The sequence below is a fragment of the Gammaproteobacteria bacterium genome, from assembly GCA_003696665.1.
Lineage (GTDB): Bacteria > Pseudomonadota > Gammaproteobacteria > Enterobacterales.
The window spans coordinates 1-19,961 of record RFGJ01000228.1 but is presented as its reverse complement, the minus strand read 5'-3'; the positions used below and the strand labels follow the sequence as shown (position 1 = coordinate 19,961).

At 53.8% G+C, this 19,961-nt stretch carries 16 protein-coding genes; 8 read left to right on the top strand and 8 right to left on the bottom strand.

The genetic code is table 11. The features are described 5' to 3' along the window. Positions 1 to 49: 49 nt before the first annotated feature. The 8 genes from D6694_06475 to D6694_06440 all read left to right on the top strand — a co-directional run bounded on the left by D6694_06475 (position 50) and on the right by D6694_06440 (position 12,800). Entirely contained in the window at positions 50 to 466 is a 417-nt protein-coding gene (locus D6694_06475) for a response regulator (GenBank protein RMH43923.1), read from the top strand. Positions 467 to 533: 67 nt separating this feature from the next. Next, entirely contained in the window at positions 534 to 899 is a 366-nt protein-coding gene (locus tag D6694_06470; GenBank protein RMH43922.1) for a response regulator, read from the top strand. 18 nt (positions 900 to 917) lie between these two features. After that, a complete protein-coding gene (locus tag D6694_06465; GenBank protein ID RMH43921.1) occupies positions 918 to 1,457 on the top strand; it encodes a chemotaxis protein CheW in 540 nt (179 codons plus the stop codon). 44 nt (positions 1,458 to 1,501) lie between these two features. Further along, positions 1,502 to 3,652, top strand: coding sequence for a chemotaxis protein (locus D6694_06460; protein ID RMH43920.1), 2,151 nt, complete (start codon positions 1,502 to 1,504; stop codon positions 3,650 to 3,652). 30 nt (positions 3,653 to 3,682) lie between these two features. Then, positions 3,683 to 4,588 (top strand): protein-glutamate O-methyltransferase CheR, encoded by a 906-nt coding sequence (locus tag D6694_06455; GenBank protein RMH43919.1) that lies wholly within the window; start codon positions 3,683 to 3,685, stop codon positions 4,586 to 4,588. 27 nt (positions 4,589 to 4,615) lie between these two features. Then, a complete protein-coding gene (locus tag D6694_06450) occupies positions 4,616 to 11,305 on the top strand; it encodes a response regulator (GenBank protein ID RMH43918.1) in 6,690 nt (2,229 codons plus the stop codon). Next, positions 11,305 to 12,330: a chemotaxis protein CheB gene (locus tag D6694_06445; GenBank protein RMH43917.1), complete on the top strand. Its 1,026-nt coding sequence runs from the start codon at positions 11,305 to 11,307 to the stop codon at positions 12,328 to 12,330. Before D6694_06450 ends, D6694_06445 begins: the two co-directional genes overlap by 1 nt. A 2-nt stretch (positions 12,331 to 12,332) precedes the next feature. Beyond that, positions 12,333 to 12,800, top strand: a complete 468-nt coding sequence (locus tag D6694_06440; protein RMH43916.1) for a hypothetical protein — start codon at positions 12,333 to 12,335, stop codon at positions 12,798 to 12,800. On the opposite strand, the gene D6694_06435 is transcribed toward D6694_06440, so the two are convergent. The 8 genes from D6694_06435 to D6694_06400 all read right to left on the bottom strand — a co-directional run. Then, positions 12,797 to 13,531, bottom strand: a complete 735-nt coding sequence (locus D6694_06435) for a 16S rRNA (uracil(1498)-N(3))-methyltransferase (protein RMH43915.1) — start codon at positions 13,529 to 13,531, stop codon at positions 12,797 to 12,799. The two genes, D6694_06440 and D6694_06435, sit on opposite strands and share 4 nt — an antisense overlap. A 33-nt stretch (positions 13,532 to 13,564) precedes the next feature. Beyond that, entirely contained in the window at positions 13,565 to 14,866 is a 1,302-nt protein-coding gene (locus D6694_06430) for an adenosylhomocysteinase (GenBank protein ID RMH43914.1), read from the bottom strand. 18 nt (positions 14,867 to 14,884) lie between these two features. Next, entirely contained in the window at positions 14,885 to 16,048 is a 1,164-nt protein-coding gene (locus D6694_06425) for a methionine adenosyltransferase (GenBank protein ID RMH43913.1), read from the bottom strand. A 94-nt stretch (positions 16,049 to 16,142) separates the two neighbouring features. Beyond that, on the bottom strand, positions 16,143 to 17,279 hold the full coding sequence (gene thiH / locus D6694_06420) for a 2-iminoacetate synthase ThiH (protein RMH43912.1): 1,137 nt from the start codon (positions 17,277 to 17,279) through the stop codon (positions 16,143 to 16,145). Continuing rightward, on the bottom strand, positions 17,276 to 18,052 hold the full coding sequence (locus D6694_06415) for a thiazole synthase (protein ID RMH43911.1): 777 nt from the start codon (positions 18,050 to 18,052) through the stop codon (positions 17,276 to 17,278). The genes thiH and D6694_06415 overlap by 4 nt, the downstream gene beginning before the upstream one ends. A gap of 2 nt (positions 18,053 to 18,054) precedes the next feature. Next, the gene (gene thiS, locus D6694_06410; GenBank protein RMH43910.1) at positions 18,055 to 18,258 is read right to left on the bottom strand and encodes a sulfur carrier protein ThiS; all 204 of its coding nucleotides are present in this window, start codon (positions 18,256 to 18,258) and stop codon (positions 18,055 to 18,057) included. Beyond that, positions 18,236 to 19,006 (bottom strand): HesA/MoeB/ThiF family protein, encoded by a 771-nt coding sequence (locus D6694_06405; protein ID RMH43909.1) that lies wholly within the window; start codon positions 19,004 to 19,006, stop codon positions 18,236 to 18,238. Before D6694_06405 ends, thiS begins: the two co-directional genes overlap by 23 nt. Continuing rightward, positions 19,003 to 19,961 (bottom strand): thiamine phosphate synthase (locus D6694_06400; GenBank protein ID RMH43908.1); only part of this gene is annotated, 959 nt, incomplete at its 5' end. The genes D6694_06405 and D6694_06400, both read right to left, overlap by 4 nt.

The window sequence follows — 19,961 nt, the reverse complement described above, 5'->3', positions numbered from 1 at the left end:
TGTGTGAAGCCCGCGATAGGTGAAAGATCAGACATTATTGGGATCGACTATGGAAAAATCACTTGAAGGCCTGAAGGTGATGATCGTTGACGACAGTAAGACGATCCGACGTACGGCCGAGACTTTGCTCAAAAAAGTGGGTTGCGAAGTTCACACTGCAGTCGATGGGTTTGATGCGCTTGGTAAAATTGCGGATGTGCACCCGGACATTATCTTTGTGGATATCATGATGCCCAGGCTGGATGGTTATCAGACCTGCGCATTAATCAAACGTAATGTTGCCTTTCGAGATACGCCCGTGATCATGCTTTCGAGTAAAGATGGACTGTTTGATCGCGCAAAGGGTAGGATTGTGGGATCTGATCAATACCTGACGAAACCGTTCAGTCGGGATGAGCTTCTCGGCGCCATTAATGCACAGTTGGACAAGATTCAGGCAGCCGATCGCATGACAGAAAGTTCCTGATCAAAATTCAAAGAATAGGTGTTGTGTATTGAGCGAATCGATTAATACAAAGCAGGGGTAATAACGCATGGCTCGAGTTTTGATAGTGGATGATTCTCCAACAGAAACGCAGTTGCTGAGCAGCATTATGAGCAAGCATGGTTTCGATGTGCTCACAGCTGACAATGGTGAAGATGGCATTAAATTGGCTAAGCGAGAGCTGCCGGATGTGATCCTCATGGACGTGGTCATGCCTGGGATGAACGGTTTTCAGGCAACCCGGCAATTGACTCGAGGTGAGGAAACAAAGCATATTCCGGTCATTATCATTACTACGAAAGATCAGGAAACCGACCGAATTTGGGGGATGCGGCAAGGTGCCAAGGATTATCTCACCAAGCCAGTGGAAGAAAGCAAGTTGCTGGCAACAGTGCGTAAAGTGCTGGAAGGCTAATATTGAGGCGTTGGTTCAATGACTGAAGGATTGGAGCGACCATTTGAAATATTGCGTGTCATCGACGCGCAATGTCGAAAGCATGCCTTTGAATTACCAAAACAGGAGGTTTTGACGAATTATTGGTCGGGCATTGGTTTTGTATTGGCTGGCCAGTATTTCCTCGCCCCACTTGGACAAATCAGTGAAGTATTACATGTGCCGGAATTTACCGCGGTCCCTGGCGCCAAGAGCTGGGTGAGAGGTGTGGCGAATGTGCGCGGTGTGTTGCTCCCGATCATGGACCTACAGGGGTTTTTATATAACCGCCCTAATCGAAGCCGCCGGCAAAGGTTAATGGTCATGACCAAAGACGATTTGGTGAGCAGTGTTGTGGTCGACGATGTGCTTGGTTTACAGCATTTCGAAGATCACGAGCGAGTTACGGATTTTGAAGAAAGCGATGAACAGTTACGTCCATTTGTGACCGGCGCCTTTGAGCGTGACGGTCGCACGTGGAAAATTTTTGATTTTTATGAGTTAGCCGAAAATGCCAACTTCTTGCAAGTGGCAGTTTAGGCTGGATGGTTCCCTAATCACCCAATAACCAGGAAAGGCAGACTATGAATGCAGCGAACACCACGTCAATAGGTGACATTGAAAGCCGGAGCGGATCTGGCATCATTGTATTGCTGGTTCTGGCCATTTTGCTAATGGCAGCGAACGTGGGCTATGGCGTCTATCAGGGCCAGTTGGATCAACGTCGAGCGCAAATTTCCGCGGAGATGCGGGTGCTGTCTCAGCAGATTGCGTCGTCGGCATCCGAGGCAGTGAAAGGAAACCCAGACGCCTTCCGATTGTTAAGCGACAGTACGCGGCGGTTCCGGGCTCGACTTCAGGAGCTGGAATTGGCGCGTGGCGGCTTATTCGGCATTCCAATGTCGATCGTGCAGTCGGAGTTGGCTGAGCTGCAGGCGACTTGGAAAAAAGTTGGTACCGCTGCGGATGAAATCTATAGCGCCAAAGACACGGTGCTTGGTCTGCACAAACTGGCAGCAGAACTGGAGCAAAAAATTCCCCAACTGCAAAACAACTACAACCTTGTGATTGATATTCTTCTCGAAACGAACGTCAATCGAACCGTTGTTTGGCTGGCCACACGACAAATTTGGTTCGCTGAGCGCATCATCCGTTCACTCCAAAAAGTGCTGGTGACGGGGGGAGAAGAAGCGCAACGTGTTGCCGAGTCTTTTGGCCATGACGTGGATGTCTTCGGCCAGGTGTTGAATGGGATGCTTGAAGGCGATCCTATCCAAGGCTTTGAACCGATTAAAAATCAGGAAGCTCGGGAAGCATTACAGGACATCCTCAGCATCTATAACGAAGTAAAAGATAATGTGGCTAACATTATCGATGCCAAAGACGTGCTCTTGAAAGTCCATGCGGCCAATGCCGTGGTCTTTGAAAATGCCACCAAATTGGCGCAGGACGCTGAAAAGCTGGAAAACGCCTTCCTAGCACTTCCTAACACGCGACTGTACGGTAATGTTTATGTCTCCGCGGGTTTGTTTGGCGTGGTGATTTTGTTGCTGTTTATCATGTACCTGCAGCAACGCCGTGCCGACCGTCGCCGAGCCCAATTGGCGGCAGAAGCGCGTGACCGGGAGCGTGCCCAGAACGAAAGAAACCAGCAGGCGATTATTCGCTTGCTGGATGAGATGGAAGGTCTTGCAGATGGTGACCTGACCGTTCACGCGACAGTGACCGAAGACTTTACGGGCGCGATTGCGGACGCGATGAACTACACCATCGACCAGCTTCGGTCGTTGGTTGCGACAATTAAGCAAGCGGTGGTTCGTGTGTCGGCGGCGGCCGAAGAAACACAGGCGACGGCGACCGAGTTGACGCAGGCGGCGAAAAACCAGGCGCAGGAAATTACCGGTGCGTCTGCGGCGATTAACGAAATGGCCGTGTCGATTGAACAGGTGTCAGCCAACGCCGCCGAGTCAGCCCAAGTGGCGGAGAAGTCGGTAGAAATCGCGCACAAGGGTGCGGCCGTTGTACGAAATACAATCAAAGGGATGGACACCATTCGCGAACAAATTCAGGAAACGTCAAAACGAATCAAACGCCTGGGTGAAAGTTCGCAGGAGATTGGTGACATCGTGGCCTTGATTAACGACATTTCCGACCAGACGAACATTTTGGCATTGAACGCTTCTATTCAGGCGTCGATGGCCGGTGACGCAGGTCGCGGTTTCGCCGTGGTTGCGGACGAGGTACAGCGACTCGCAGAGCGTTCAAGTAACGCGACCAAACAGATTGAGGCCCTCGTAAAAACCATTCAGACCGACACCAATGAAGCCGTGATTTCGATGGAGGCGAGTACCGCCGAGGTAGTTCGCGGTGCCCAATTGGCGCATGACGCAGGTGTGGCGCTTGAAGAAATTGAAAACGTATCGCGTGACTTGGCGGACTTGATTCAAAACATCTCCAACGCTGCGCGCCAGCAAGCGGCTTCGGCGGGACATGTGTCGAACACGATGAATGTCATTCAGGAGATCACCAACCAGACACTCGCGGGCGTTCAGGCGACGGCAGTGTCGATTGGTAAACTTGCCGAGCTTGCGGACGAACTGCGTGAAACCGTCGCCGGCTTCAAGTTGCCCGAGTCCGAAGACGTCGAAACGGATGATACCGAGGAAGATTTCGATCTTGAGTTCGGTGCCGAAGATGAAGACGTGACTTCTGAATCGGAGTCAGTTGGCGAGTGATGGTGAATTCCTGTGGATGTAGCGGAAAACATGCCCAAATTGTTGGCGCCTCTTGAGGAAAGCGAATTCCTCCTGTGGCAACGATTGATAGAGGAAAAGACGGGTCTCTGGCTTCCCAAAGCCCGTCTTTCTTTTGTGCAGGCGCAACTGTCGTCACGTGTCTTGGCGCTCGGTTTGCGTGATTATAGAGCGTACTACGATGCATTGGCGAATGAACGCTTGCCAAAAGAGGAGTGGGCAACGCTCGTGGATAAATTGACGGTTCACGAGACGCGTTTTTTTCGCGATCCAGACGCAATGGCTTTGGTGTCCAACTATTGTCGGACACTGATAGGAGCCACCTTGGCGCAGCGTAAAGGTTTGCGTAGCTCGGCCGCGCGTCAGATTTTGGCGGACAAACCTTGTCATCCGCTCATGTTTCAGTTGTGGAGTGTTGGTTGTTCGACCGGAGAGGAGGTCTATAGCCTGGCAATGACGCTTGATACATTGGCGAAGAATAGTGATGTGCCTCTCCACTATGGCGTGACCGGCTCTGACATCAGTTTGCCAAGTATCCGACAAGCGCGTGAGGGATGTTATACAGAAAGTGCTGTGCGCGAGCTACCCGATGCCTACAAAGAGAAATACTTTCTTCGGGATGGGCTCCGACACTGGGTGGTTTCGCCCGAACTTAAGCAGAGGGTGTATTTTACCCACTTTAATTTGAGTGGGATTGCGGCAAGTCCACAGAGCGCCTACAACGTAATTTATTGTCAGAACGTATTGATTTACTTCAAGCCTGAGCGGCGTGAACAGATTTTGGATGAGTTAGTGAAGCGGTTGGTACCTGGTGGTCTGTTAGTGCTGGCACCAGGTGAAGCCGGCCGATGGTCTAACGCGGATGTTTCGCGCTATCCGCATGACAAGTGCCTCGCCTACCTCAGAAAAAGTGGCTAGAAAGTATGAGTATTGGATGGAGAGCTTATGGCCGGACAAAATGAACAAGTTGCACTGAGTTGGGTTCGGGAAGAAATCGAGAAAACGCTGCTGGAGGCACGGCAGGCGTTGGAGGCCTTTGCGGACAACCCGACTGACAGTTCGCAAGCGACCATTTGCGCCAAAGATCTCCGTCAAGTGCGTGGTACTTTACAAATCCTTGATATTCCAGAAGCGGCTGCGCTTGCTGAAGCACTAGAACAAGTGGCTGCTCGTATGGCTTCAGGCGCGTTCTCCCATTCTCAAGCAGTGCTTGAGCCGATGATGGAAGGCATTTTGCAACTTGAGTTGCATTTGCAGAAACTCTATTCGGGTCGAGCGTCCTCTGGTGCACAAATTATTGCCACCACGAATCGGCTTCGAAAACAAATTGGATTGGAGCCCATTGCCCTGTCCGAAGAGACGGATGTGTTTGCGTTGCCAATACCAAAACCTTCCGTCCAAGTGGAGGTTCCTGATTCAGAGGATGCGCTTAAGCTAGCCGCCAAAAAACTCAGGCCCCATTTCCAGAAAGGTCTGCTTGCGGTGATTCGTGACGAGCAAGCCGAGGATGGACTGAGTCGTATTGAGAAAGTGCTGGACCGTCTGCAGGCAATTTGTCAGGGTAGCGAAATTGAACGACTGTGGTGGCTGGCCAGCGCCTATACCGCGACGATCAAGGAACAAAAAGGCTGGCAGGACAAAACTGTGCATGGACTGCTTGGTCAGGTTGATCGTCAGCTTAAGCGATTGGCTGAGAGTGGTTCAGCCGTGCTCTCTGAAAAACCGAATGCCAAGCTGCTGCAAGCGTTGTTGACTCACGTCTTGTCAGCCCCGGTCACAAATGACAAGGCCCGTGCTATTTCCAACGCAGTCCACGGCCAGGAACATGAGGTCGTGGCCAGCACCGAAGCCTTGGAAGCCGTGGCTGGCGCGATGCGAGAAAGCATTGCGAATCTTAAAGACGCCATCGACATCTACGTCAGAACTGGTGAGCGTAAATATCAAGACTTGGAGAAGCAATTACCCCAGCTTAAGCAACTGGCGGACACCTTATTGGTGCTGGGACTGAACCAACAGCACGAACTTTTGATTGAGCAAATCAACGATTTACGCCGCCAAATCCGAGAAGAACATGTCAGCGACAGTTTGGTGATGGACTTAGCGGGCTCGCTGCTTTATGTCGAGGCTGCACTTTCCGAAATGGCGCACGATACCGGGGAAAGCTCAGATCTTGAGCAAGTGGCTTCGGAGCAAGCATTCCTTGACGCTCAGTATCACTTCATGCGTGAGGCGCGCGTTAATCTACAGCGCATCCAAGATGCCATTGTTGACTTTATGGCGGCAGGTGGCGATAGATCGACCTTGGCGCCAATTGCGGATTGGTCTCGCGAAATTGAAGGTGGCTTCCGCTTGCTTGATATGTCTGATTTGGCGGACCTAATCCATTCAGCACAAAAATATATTGATAAACTCAGTAGTAGTAGCGTCTTACCAGAGCAGGCCTACCTTGACGCGTTGGCCGACGTCTATACCGGCATTGAATATTATTTAGAAGGCTTCGACGAAAGCGGAAAGCATGCTTTGGACTCCGTGCTTGATGCGGCACGAAACAGTTTGCAACGGTTAGAAACACTCGCTGAAACCTTAGACGAAGCGTCAGCCATGGAGGGCGGAGACGCTGTTCCGGACACCGCGATAGAAACACAAGATGAGGTTTCAAGTGAGACAGAGACAGTCTTCGGAGCCCCGGCATCGGCGACGGAGAGCGACGATCTGATTGACGAGGAAATTCTCGAAATCTTTGCCGAGGAAGCGACAGAAGTTCTGGAGACACTGGGGCAAAGCTATCCGGCTTGGAAACAGAACAGTGAAGATAAGGAGGCATTGACGACGACTCGGCGTTCATTCCATACCCTCAAGGGCAGTGGTCGGCTGGTGGGCGCGACGGTCATTGGGGAGTTGGCTTGGGCTGTTGAGAACTTGCTCAACAAAATTATCGCGGGTACGCAGCCAACGACGGAAGAAATTTGGCAGTTGCTGGACGAAGTGATGGCGCTTTTGCCGACACTGATTAACGATTTCAAGCAGGGTAAAAATGCGTCGTCCGAAGCCGAAGCCTTGGCGGCACGCGCGCATGCGATTGCGGGCGGTATTGCACCTAAGCCAGGACAGGCAGCGACAAGCGAGACGACAGAGGCTACTATTTCAGGCACGGACCTAACGGAGCAAACAGAAGCAGTGCCGCCTGCACCAGTTGAGCAAACCTCAGAAGAAGAGACGGTGGTCGTTGACGAGGTGGGTGACACCGATGAGGAAGTGGAAGAAACGCCGGAAGCCATTGATGTGACCTCGGAGGCACCTTTGGCGGATGTGCCTGAATTGACACCAGAGGAACTTCATGGTGGCGATGATGCATCGGTTGATGAAGACATGGTGGCACATGCTGAGCCGATCAGCGAAACAGATGAGAGCTCGCTCGATCAGGCTTTAGTTGAGGTCTTCTGCGCCGAAACTGAAACCCACATGGCGGCCATTCATGAATTCATTGATCGGGCGCTGTCTAACCCTGGCGAGACACTGTGTGACGATGATGTGGTCAGGGCGCTGCACACGATAAAGGGCAGTGCCAACATGACGGGTGTGCTGAAGGTCAGTGCTTTGGTGACGCCACTTGAAGCGCACTTTAAGCAACTCAACGCGAGGTCCATCGGAGTGTCCCATGAAGCGCTGACGGCGTTACAAGGGTTCAGTGAAATCCTCGAAGACAATCTGCCTGATATTCCAAGCTTCGAGCAGCAGCCGGAAGACGAGCGATTCCGAGCGCTCAAAGCGCAGATAGAGGCGTTGGATCGGTTGATACCGGCGCTGGAAGTCGAAACGGAAAGTGGTGATAACGATGCGTTGATCACGTTCTTGTCCGACGGACAAGATCTGGTGGATGACCTTGGCGATCGTTTGCTTGATACGTCAGCAAACTTAAGTGATGACGTTCTCCACCAGGCGTCAGAAAAATTTGCTCGATTGGCCGATCTCGCCGAAGCGGTTGATCTGGCCCCAATGGCACACTTCTGTGCCGCAATTGGAGGCTTCCTTGCAAAAGGGGCACAGGCAAGCCGTCGTGCCGATTTCGTCGAATTACTCTCACGCGCGTTGGCATCCTTGGCGGAGAATTTTGACCGTATCGCAGCCAGTCAGCGTCCGAAACTCAACCAGTCGCTGCTCGAAGCACTGGACGAATTTACCAGTGACCAGGCGCCGACAACTGAGGCACCTTCGGAAGCGGCCTTAGAAGTGACAGACTCTGATCTGGTAAGCGTTGACGGAGAGGAGACATTTGACATTGAGCCGCCGGCAGAAGCTGGCGAGGGCGCCGAGACAGAGGTGGCTCTGGACGATGTTGGTCCGGAAGCTGGCGCAGCGAGCTTAGTCGATGATGGCGCAGCGGATAGCTTAGTGGATGAGGAAGGCGACACAGAACCTGCCTTGTCGTTTGACAGCATTGATTTGGATGATGTTGATGTAGAAACCGTAGCGCCTGAAGCGCTGTCGGACGAGCCAGGTTTGCTTGGCGAAGCAAGCGAAATCGAAGCGGAAAGGGAGGTCGATGAACTACCAGGCGATGATGCCATTTCGTCTGACGTGTCGGACGATCACGAGTCATTGATTGAACTCTCCGAGCCGACGGACGAGGCGCCATCTAATTTCGAGACTGGCGATACAACGGACATGACTGAGGCGACGGGTGCCGTCGAAGAAGAAATCGATCAGGCATCTGACGTCGCCGACGACGATGTCGATTTGGCCGCCTCGGATGCACTTGCGCCATCGTTGAGTGCGGAAGACATCGATGATGACGCTGAAACGTCTGGGGCAATGGCCGAGGCAGTCGAAGATGCAGATACGGCTGAAGACGAAGAACTGGAAGAGATTCGTGCGCTCTTTATTGAGGAAGCAGAAGAGCTGATGAATGAGGCTGAGGAGGCCTTGGCGCATTTTGAGGCTTATGGCGAAGTCGACGCCTTGTTGCGTATCCTGCATACCTTGAAGGGGGCGGCCCGTCTGGCCAACCAACAGCCGGTGGCCGACTTGGCGCACGAGCTGGAGACGGCACTGACCCACGCATCAGCTTCGCTGGAACTGACGAGGACTGCTTTTGAGCAGCTTGACGCGATGGTGGCACAGATCAAGGCAGGGGAAGATGCTGAACCTGCTGACGCCCTGATCGCCTCACTTAAGTCGGGCGATGTGGCCGACATCGGCGTTGAGGATGAAACGACATCGCAGGTCGAAAAATCGGCAGACATTACAAAAGCATTTGTTGAAGCGGCGCTTACCGAAGAAGAGATTGCTCTGGATCTCGAGCCAGAAGACAAGGATATTCTCGACATCTATCTCGAAGAAGCGGAGGAGCTGCTGACTGAACAGGGCGATGTCATTAGCTTGTGGCAAGAAAACCAAAATGACCTCGAGCACGTCAATATGCTTCAGCGTCAGCTCCATACGCTTAAAGGTGGCGCGCGGATTTCTGGTTTGACACCTTTAGCCGACGTCGCACATGAGCTGGAAAATTTGCTTGAGCAGGTGACCACCGGTCGACGCATTGCGGATAGCGAACTCATCGGACTGGCGCAGGAATGTCACGACGCCATGGCGAAAATGGTCGAGCGAGTCAAGACCGCGGGTACGATTCCGACAGCCAATGCGTTGCTGACCAAGATTCGGACAGCGGCAGGGCGCCCTGTCACGGCACCAGGCACAGAACAAGATGTGCCACAGCACACCGCGCAAGTCGTCCCTCTGGTACGGCGTCGAGCCGCGCAAACCAAAGAAGAGAAAGCTGCGCCGAAGCCTCAACCTGCGACGGCACGGCAGAGTGCTGGGCGCGAAATGATTCGTGTCGATGCGGCGACTTTGGAGACGCTCGCCAACCTCGCGGGTGAAACCAGTATTTATCGTTCGCGCCTTGAGCAGCAGGTGACTCAGCTGCGCTTCCAGATTGAAGAAATTGATGCCACGGTTGAGCGCGTCCGCACACAGCTCCGTAATCTCGAAATTGAAACTGAGGCACAAATTCAGTATCGCCGTGAAATGGCGGGCTACGAAGACGATGAATTCGATCCGCTAGAAATGGACCGCTACACCCGCCAGCAAGAGCTCACACGAAGCCTCGGTGAATCGACCAACGACCTATTGTCATTGAAAGAAACGATGGAAGGGTTGGTGGCGGACGCCGAGTTGCTGTTGTTGCAGCAGTCGCGTGTTGATTCCGAACTGCAAGATCGCTTGATGCGCACTCGCTTGGTGCCGTTCACCAGCGTTGTGCCCAGATTGCGTCGTATGGTGCGCCAAATCGGTCAGGAGCTTGGAAAGCCGGTGGTGCTAGCCATCCAAGCCGAAGGTGAGATGGACAGGACAGTGCTCGAACGCCTGATCGCACCAATTGAGCACATGTTGCGAAACGCCATTGACCACGGCATCGAATCTAAGGAAGAGCGTCTGCGCAAAGGCAAACCGGAACAAGGGCGTGTGAGCATCCGTTTGTATCGTGAAGGCGCAGAAGTTGTCGTTGAAATTACGGATGACGGCCGCGGCATTGATTTGGAACGCGTCCGCAAAAAAGCATTGGAGCGCGGCTTAATCGCCGAAGGCGCCGAGCTGACGGACCATGAATTGCAGTTGTTGATTCTTGAAGCTGGTTTTTCAACCGCAGAAACCGTCACACAAATTTCCGGTCGCGGTGTCGGGATGGATGTGGTGAATAGCGAAATCAAGCAAATGGGTGGCTTGATTGACATCCAATCCGAGCGGGATAGAGGCACCACCTTTACGGTGCGTCTGCCATTTACGGTGTCGGTCAATCAGGCACTGATGGTGCGTGTCGCGGACAGCATGTACGCCATTCCGTACGCCAATATCGAGGGTGTGGTGCGCGTCTCGCCCTTTGAGCTAGAAGAAATTTATCGCGACAATGATCCGACTTATATGTATTCGGGCCAACCTTATAGCGTCCGCTACTTAGGTCGCCTGTTGAAAACGCAAGACAGTCCAAATCTTGAAGGATTGACACAACCTCTCCCGTTGCTGCTATTGCATGGTTTAGAGCACCCGGTCGCCCTTCAGGTAGACGAGCTGGCTGGCAGCCGTGAGATTGTTGTGAAGTCAGTTGGCGTGCAGCTATCCAGCATTACAGGCATTTCCGGCGCGACCATCTTGGGTGATGGGCGTGTCGTGCTGATCCTTGATTTGCCAGCCCTGTGGCGCCGTGCGGATGCGCCATCCGTGGAAGCCGAAGCGGAAGTAAAACGTCGCGAGGACGAAGACACGTCCGTCAAAACCATTATGGTTGTGGATGACTCCATTACGGTGCGCAAGGTGACAAGCCGTCTGTTGCAGCGTCATGGCTATCAAGTATTGACGGCCAAAGATGGTGTGGATGCACTCAATGTGCTGCATGATCAGATTCCGGATCTGATGTTGCTTGATATTGAAATGCCTCGGATGGACGGCTTTGAATTGGCCTCAACCATTCGCCATGATGAGCGCCTAAAGCATATCCCGATCATTATGATCACCTCTCGAACGGGCGATAAACACCGTAGTCGGGCAGAAGAGATTGGTGTCAATCGCTATATGGGCAAGCCCTATAACGAGATAGATCTATTGCAAAATATTGAATCTCTGCTCGAAGGACAGTGATGACGGACAGGATTCTATCCATTGGGATCGTCACGGCGGATAAGGCGAAGAGTCATCCGTTGATGGAGCTTTTGACTGCGGAACGCGTCGATATTGTGGATGTCATTTCGCCGGACGACATCAATGCTGCCCAGTGCGCGAGGACCGATTTACATATTTGGCTCGTCGATCTCGACGAAGACGATTGGCATGCGCACCTTGATTCACTGTTGCACGATGCCAAGGTGCCTGTTTTTATCAATGAGCGGGCGGCGTTGTCGCGTCAAAAGCACCCTGATTATTGGGTGAAAAAACTGATTGTCAGACTGGGCGAGTTGGTGCTGGAAGATGCGCTGCTTCCGGCCTCGCCGGTACGCCCGGCAGTGTCAGACAACAGGTTGAGTGGCGAGTTACGTCCAGCAGAATCCGCGACCTTTACTGGTCCGGATTTTCCTTTGTGGGTGATTGGCGCGAGTTTAGGCGGCCCAATGGCGTTGAAACGTTTTTTTCAAGCATTGCCGCAGGACGCCAACTGCAGTCTGCTGGTGGCGCAGCATATTGATAGCGGATTTGTGCCGGTGTTGCGTAGCCTGCTCGAGGACTACTCGAACTTTCATGTCCGAATCGCTGAAACAGGCCCGGTGAAACCGGGGGAAATTATCATTCTGCCAGTGACGCAACGCGTGCACGTTGACTGGAATGGTTGGTTACGTGTGGACGAGAAGGGATGGCGGGGCCCATTTACACCAACCATTGACGAGATCATGGAAAATATTGCAGCAGTGTGGCCGAAGACAGGTGCCATCATTTTTAGTGGTATGCCGGGGGACGGTGTGGCAGGCGCTCAAGCCATGCGTGAGCGGAACCATCCCGTATGGTGTCAAACCGCGGACACCTGCGCGAGCGCGGCCATGCCTGAGGCAGTGGCTGCCCTCGGACTGCATACTTTGCGCGGCACGCCTGAGTTCCTGGCAAGTGCTTTGGCGAGCCATGTTCGCCGTACTCACACCAGTGCACCGAAACTTAACCAAGCATCGAGGAATTAACTATGGCGACCGAGGCGAAAACAACGATTCACAGTTTGTTGGTTCCGATGTGGACGACGCCGTTATTGCTTCCCGATACCGCGATGGCGGAAGTTGTGGGATTTACCGTACCGGAATCCGAGCGAAATGCGCCGTGGCATCTCGGCGATATTTTCTGGCGCGGTTTGCGCTTGCCACTTATCACGTTGGAAGCGGCAATGCCGACGGTTGAAGAGATTGGCAAACGGGCGCGGATCGGCATTTTGAATAGCGCCACTGGCAATGAAGACATACCGTTTATGGCGATTCTGATTAATGGTATCCCTCGGTTGCAAAACGTTGGTCCTGATGACTTAAGCCCGGCCGAAAATGCTTCGGAGATGGAGGAGCCACCAAGAGGGATCGCTGGCTACGCGCGCTTGTCCGAGACAGTCGTGGCGTTGCCTGACATGAAGGAGCTTGAGGCCATGAGTCTTGAGGCCATGGGTTAACTGTCACCGTACAAGGCGTGCAAGCCAGCCAGAAATGCCAGCGGCGCAGTTTCTGTGCGCAGTATTCGCGGCCCCATTGAGATTTTGATCGGTTGTGGTGTGAGAGCGTTGAGTTCGGTGTCGGTGAGCCCGCCCTCGGGACCCACTAAAATCACAACGCCCTGGACTACTTGCGTGTCGTTCAAATCGCGAAGTTTCCGTTGGCCGTCTGGGCTGGCCACGAGCCGCAGCGATTCTGTCGGCAGCGCTTGCCATGCTTGTGACAATGTCTGAACGGGGGCGATGATAGGGATATCTGAACGACCGGATTGTTCACAGGCACTGATCGCCACCTGCTGCCAGTGATTGACTTTCTTTTCCCAACGTTCGGCGGTCAGTCGCACCACCGAGCGCTCAGTCAGCACAGGCACAATTCGACTGACGCCCAGTTCAACCGATTTTTGTACCGCCCAATCCATTCGCTCGCCTTTACTGACGGCTTGTAATAGCGTGATAGAAAGTGTGGGTGATGCGACATTCTTTGTGTGGTGATCAATGCGGATGCAGGCTTCGCGTTTCGATACGGCGGTGAGTGTGCCAACGTAGTCAAAGCCGTCACCATTGAAGAGTGTGACAGTCTGTCCAGGTTTGGCACGTAGCACCCGGCAAAGATGATGAAAGGCGCCGTCGGCAATGATGATCTCACCCGACGGCGGAAGGGGTTTGGACACGTAAAGACGAATCGAACTCATCGTGAATCCTCCGGGGATGGCCCCGGAGTCAGGTTAATATCGGTAATGGTCTGGCTTGTAGGGGCCGTCGATGCTGACACCGATATATTCCGCCTGTTCCGGTGTGAGGCGGGTCAGCTTCGCGCCGATGCGGTCGAGGTGCAACCTGGCCACTTTCTCGTCGAGGTGTTTCGGCAGCACATAGACCTGATTGTCGTATTTTTCGTGGTTTTGCCACAGCTCGATTTGCGCAAGCACCTGATTGGTAAAGCTGTTTGACATCACGAAGCTGGGGTGGCCAGTCGCACAGCCCAAGTTTACGAGGCGTCCTTCTGCGAGCAAGATGATGCGTTTACCATCTGGGAAAATGACATGATCCACTTGAGGTTTGATATTTTCCCATTCGTATTGACGCAGTGATGCCACATCAATTTCGTTATCGAAGTGGCCGATATTACAAACGATGGCCTGATCTTTCATGGCCACCATATGATCGTGCGTGATGACATGGTAGTTACCAGTGGCGGTGACAAAGATGTCAGCGACAGGTGCGGCTTCTTCCATCGTCACCACACGATACCCTTCCATGGCTGCTTGGAGGGCACAAATCGGATCGATCTCGGTGACCCAGACCGTGGCCCCCTGACCCCGCAGCGACTGCGCACAGCCCTTACCCACATCCCCATAGCCGCACACGACGGCAATTTTGCCGGCGATCATGACATCGGTCGCACGTTTAATGCCATCGAGAAGCGACTCACGGCATCCATAAAGATTGTCGAATTTGGATTTGGTGACGGAGTCGTTGACGTTGATCGCTGGCATTTTCAATGTGCCAGCTTTGGCCATTTCATAGAGTCGGTGCACACCGGTGGTGGTTTCTTCAGAGACACCACGAATGTTTTCGAGTAAGTGCGGATAGTGTTGATGGACAATGGCGGTCAGATCGCCACCGTCATCAAGCAACAAGTTTGGTGTCCAACCATTGGGGCCTTCAATGGTTTGGCGGATACACCATTCGTATTCCTCTTCGGTCTCACCTTTCCAGGCAAAAACGGGAATACCTGCGGCGGCAATGGCAGCCGCGGCATGATCCTGTGTGGAAAAGATATTGCAGCTTGACCAACGCACTTCTGCGCCCAATGCGACCAGTGTTTCAATCAGTACGGCGGTCTGAATCGTCATGTGCAGACAGCCCGCAATTCGTGCGCCTGCTAACGGCTGACTGTCCGCGAATTCGCGGCGCAGTGCCATCAGACCAGGCATTTCGGTTTCGGCGATGCGAATTTCCTTGCGTCCCCAGTCGGCCAGGGACATATCGGCCACTTTGTAGTCAGTGAAACTTGTGTCTGTCATGGATGGCTCCGTTGTACGTCATGCTAATCCAGCATCGGCCCGGAGGGCCTCCGCCTTGTCGGTGTTCTCCCATGTAAAGTCTGGGATTTCTCGGCCAAAATGCCCATAAGCAGCGGTTTGGCGATAAATTGGCCGAACCAGATCCAGCATTTGAATCAGACCATAAGGTCGCAAATCGAAATGGGTGCGGACAAGTTTGGCAATTTTATCTTCGTCAATACGCGCCGTGCCAAAGGTGTTAATGCTGATGGAAGTTGGCTCTGCGACACCGATGGCGTACGAGACTTGTACCTCACAGCGCTCGGCAAGGCCAGCAGCGACGATGTTTTTGGCCACGTAACGTGCCGCATAAGCAGCGCTTCGGTCCACCTTAGTTGGGTCTTTGCCTGAGAATGCGCCACCGCCATGACGTGCGGCCCCGCCATAGGTGTCAACGATGATTTTACGTCCAGTCAGACCGCAATCGCCCATCGGCCCGCCAATCACGAAAGAACCAGTGGGATTGATATGGTACTTGGTATGCTTGTCAAGCCACTCTTCAGGCAATACATGTTTGATGATGAGCTCTCGAACGGCTTCCTGCAAGTCGTCGTACTTAATTTCCGGTGCATGTTGTGTTGACAGCACGACGGCATCGACGGCAACCGGTTTGCCATTTTCATATCTGAAGGTGACTTGGCTTTTGGCATCAGGGCGAAGCCAGGGCAACGTGCCGTCTTTGCGCAGTTCTGCCTGACGCTCCACCAGACGGTGTGCATAGAGGATCGGTGCCGGCATAAGGACGTCAGTTTCGTTAGTGGCATAGCCAAACATCAAGCCTTGGTCACCTGCCCCCAGCTCAGCCGGATCGTCGCGATCCACACCACGGGCAATGTCCGGAGACTGTTTACCAATGGCGTTTATGACGGCACAGGAATCTGCATCAAAGCCCATGTCAGAATGGGTGTAGCCAATATCTCGCACAACTTCCCGCACGAGGTGTTCAATATCTACCCAAGCGGACGTCGAAATTTCGCCGGCGACTAACACCATGCCTGTTTTGACCAAAGTTTCACAGGCGACTCTGGCCATCTTGTCCTGTTCGAGAATGGCGTCCAAAATCGCATCGGAAATTTGGTCTGCAATTTTATCTGGGTGGCCTTCGGACACCGATTCGGAGGTAAAAATTCGATACTCTGACATAGCGATTCAACCCTGCTTCGTAAGTGGGCGCATAAGGGCTCCGTTTAAGGGGCGATATTTTATCATGGTTATGCTGATTTACACGAACGATTCGTCATAAACTTAGGTCCATTGGCTGCGAGAGTTCTGAGCGCCAGTCGGTCCATACCGGTTGTAGCCCCAATTTGCGAATGACCGTGGCAATTTCTTGCGGCGTGCGGTGATCATCAATATCGAATTGGCGTAGCCGCACATTGGCTTCGGCGTAGCCGCCGGGTTGTGTGGACGAGCCGGCGCTAATGTGAGTGACGCCAAAGGGGAGTAAACGATCACGCAGCTGGCTTGGCTCGCGGGTTGACAAGACGATCTCGACGGTCGGCGACCAAAGCCGCAACGCCATGATGATTTGTAGGAACCACTGATCGCTTGGTGTCTGGTATGACGAGCCTTGGCTGGCTGCGCATGGTCTCAGACGGGGGAGACTGACACTGAATGTCGTGCGCCAAAACTTTTTTTCCAACCAGCGAAGATGTCGAGCGAGCGCAATGACATCGTATCGCCAAGGGCCAAGGCCGAGCAGCACACCAAGACCAACTTTGCGAATACCCGCCCTCGCGATGCGTGCCGGGGTCGCTAAACGGTGTTGATAATCAGCTTTTGGGCCGGCCAGATGCACTTGTTCGTAAGTGTGTTGGTGATAGGTTTCTTGATAAAACGGGATGTAGTCGACGCCGGTATGGCTCATCCGTTCGTAATCCTTGTCCGATAAGCTTTGCACCTCAAGCCCCACCATGGAAAACATCGTATGGGCAAGGTTGGCGGCCTGCGCCAAATAGTCGGCACCCACTTTGTGGCTCTCACCGGTGACCAGCAACACATTGTTAAAGCCGCGCTTCTTAATGGCGCGCAGTTCGGCGTGGATTTGGTCGATGTTCAAGGTGGTGCGTTTTTGGGCGATATGTCGGCTGAATCCACAGTATGTGCAGTGATTTGCACATCGATTGGAAAGATACAGCGGGACATAGAAATGAATATTGTGGCCAAAGTGCTGTCGCGTCAGATGATAGCTACGTTCGGCAATGGCCGGTAAGTGCGATGTGGCAGCCGGGCTCAATAATGCGATGAGATCGTCTTCGGTCATGGCATGACCGGCCTTTTGCAACGCGCGTAACACGTCGATCTCTCGACATTGCTGCGCCTGCGCTTCAATGCGTTCCGGGCTATTTTCGGTCAACCAGTTGGACCAACTCATGACCAAAGCTCCGAAAATAGTGTTTGGGGCGAACTTGGCGAGGGGCCGGCGGTCTCGGCAAGTCCGGCTTGACGCCCGGCCAGCCCGGCTTCGACGGCACGAGCAAAAGCTTTAGCCATGCGCACAGGATCGGAGGCGGTGGCAATGGCTGTGTTGACGAGCACAGCATCGGCCCCTAGTTCCATAGCCCGCGCCGCGTCTGAAGGACGTCCGAGCCCCGCGTCGACAATGACTGGCACCGTGGCTTCCGCGATGATTTGTTGGAGAAACACTTCTGTTTGTAGCCCTTGATTGGAGCCAATGGGGGCGCCCAGTGGCATGACGGCGGCACAGCCTATTTCTTCCAATTGTTTGGCCAGAATTGGATCAGCATGCATATATGGCAATACCTTGAAGTCTTGCGCGACCAATTCGCGTGCGGCTTCGACAGTGGCCAACGCGTCGGGCATCAGGTGGCGAGGATTTGGGTGGATTTCAAGTTTGATCCACGGCGAACCCGTCAAGCTGCGCGCCAACTCGGCCGCGACAATGGCTTCTTTGGCATTTCTCGCGCCCGAGGTGTTAGGAATGACAGTCACACCAAGTGCTTGCAGCGGTGTGAAAAGATCGTCTTCAGGATGGTCTGGATCGAAGCGCTTGAGCGCCGCGGTCACCATCTGGCTGCCACTGGACCGCACCGCCGCCTGCATTTCAGCGACGCTGGCGAATTTACCGGTGCCAAGCAAGAGGCGCGAGTGAAAGGTTGTGTCTCCAATTGACCAGTTTGCGCCCATTGCTAGCCTCCTGCGACCAGTTGAAAGACATCAAGTCGATCATTGTCAGCCAATTGGTAGGTATGCCATTGTGTGTTCGGCACGACGGTGCCATTGACCGCAACCGCCAGTCGATCGGAGGTCTTGGCATAGGCGTTAAGCGCATCCTGAAGAGTTGCCCCTTGGCACAGTGATACAGGTTTGTCATTGATCAGCACGGTGATCATGGCTGGTTTCTCCACAGACGGAACATTGAGGATCCGGTTGAATTGAAAAGACTTTTTGGGTCATGGTGCGACCATCCATTTGTACCCACAAGGGGGATTGGCCGAGACCAATCATCCACTTGATGGCCATGAGGGCGGCGCAACTAGCCACCCAAGCGGCCATCGGGCCAAAAACGCCATCTTCGAGACAAGAAGGTAACGATTGCTGGCCAACCACACATTCATAGCAGGGACTCGCGTTGAGCCCAAAGTCGAAAAATGCGACATGTCCTTGCCATCCGGCCACGGCAGCGGTGATAAGTGGACAGTTGGCGTTGTGGGCGAAACGATTCGCTGCTTGGCGTGTCGTGAGGTTGTCGGAAGCATCAATGAGTAGATCGAAGCGCCCGGAGGTGTGCTGGCATTCAGCCAGCGCCGCCTCATTCATACGCATGGCGTGTGTGGTGACGCGTACGTCAGGACGATGCTGGCGGATAAAATCAGCACAGCAATGGACTTTAGGCGCGCCGATGTGATGATTGTGATATAGCCACTGACGCGGCAAATTGCTTTCACTGACCAGGTCATCGTCCATCAGGTGCAGGCATCCAATGCCTGCTGCCGCCAGCGCCGGCGCAATATGACAGCCAAGGCCTCCGACGCCAATGATTCCGACAGACATTTCGGCGAGACGTGCTTGTTTGGCCTCGTCCATTTCTGGCACCAGCAATTGCCGTGCATAACGTCGCTCAAGCCCATTCATGGTCATTTCCTGCGCATAAAAAGTGATTGAAACCGGCGGATCGTCGCGTCAAGATCTGGCGCCTGTGTGACCGCACGCACTACCGCCACGCCGTCCACGCCGGTGTCCGCCACGGAGCGTGCGTTATCAAGGTCGATCCCGCCAATGGCAACGGTGGGCACTGGCAATGGTAGCTTCACGTATTCGGCCAGACGTTGTAGGCCCTGTGGCGCAGAAGGCATGACCTTCGTTGGTGTTGGAAAAATATGGCCAAGGGCAACATAGCTCGGGGACAGTGCAAGCGCTCGAACGAGTTCAAAATAGTCATGCGTGCTCACGCCGAGGGCGAGATTCGCGTGCGCGATGGCATCAAGATCGGCCTCGGCCAGATCGTCTTGCCCGAGGTGCACGCCAAAGGCGCCGTATTCAATGGCCGCCTGCCAGTGATCGTTGACGATCAGTCGTATGCCTGCCTTTCGTGCCAATTCGCACGCCGCGCGAATTTCATCCCGGCATTGAGCCAGAGGTTTTTTCAGACGTAACTGAATCAGCGCAAGCTCATAGTGCTGCAGACGCTCCAACCAGTCGAGTGAATCCACAATCGGGTACAAACCGATAGGATGTGGAATCGGTCGGAAACAGCGCTCCGTGTCAACCTGTGGCCAATGGCTATCGAACAAAAGCGTCGGCAGACTGGCTTGCGTTGGTGTCAAGGCCTGAGGCGCCGGATAACCATGCCCGGCCGGAAGGCACACTGGTTTGCCAATGGCATGGTTTAGGCACATGAGACTGCGCACCACCGCATCGCCAGCGCTGCTGCCTTGCACCAAATGACAGGCAATGAGTGTGGCCAGCCGGCATCCAGTGCCGCGCAGATTGGTGTGTGGGTGACGCGGCGTGGCAAAGTGTCGAATGCCGGTGGAATCCTGCCAACTGTCCACCACCTGATTTGTTTGCCGAGCATGTCCCCCGGTGACGACCA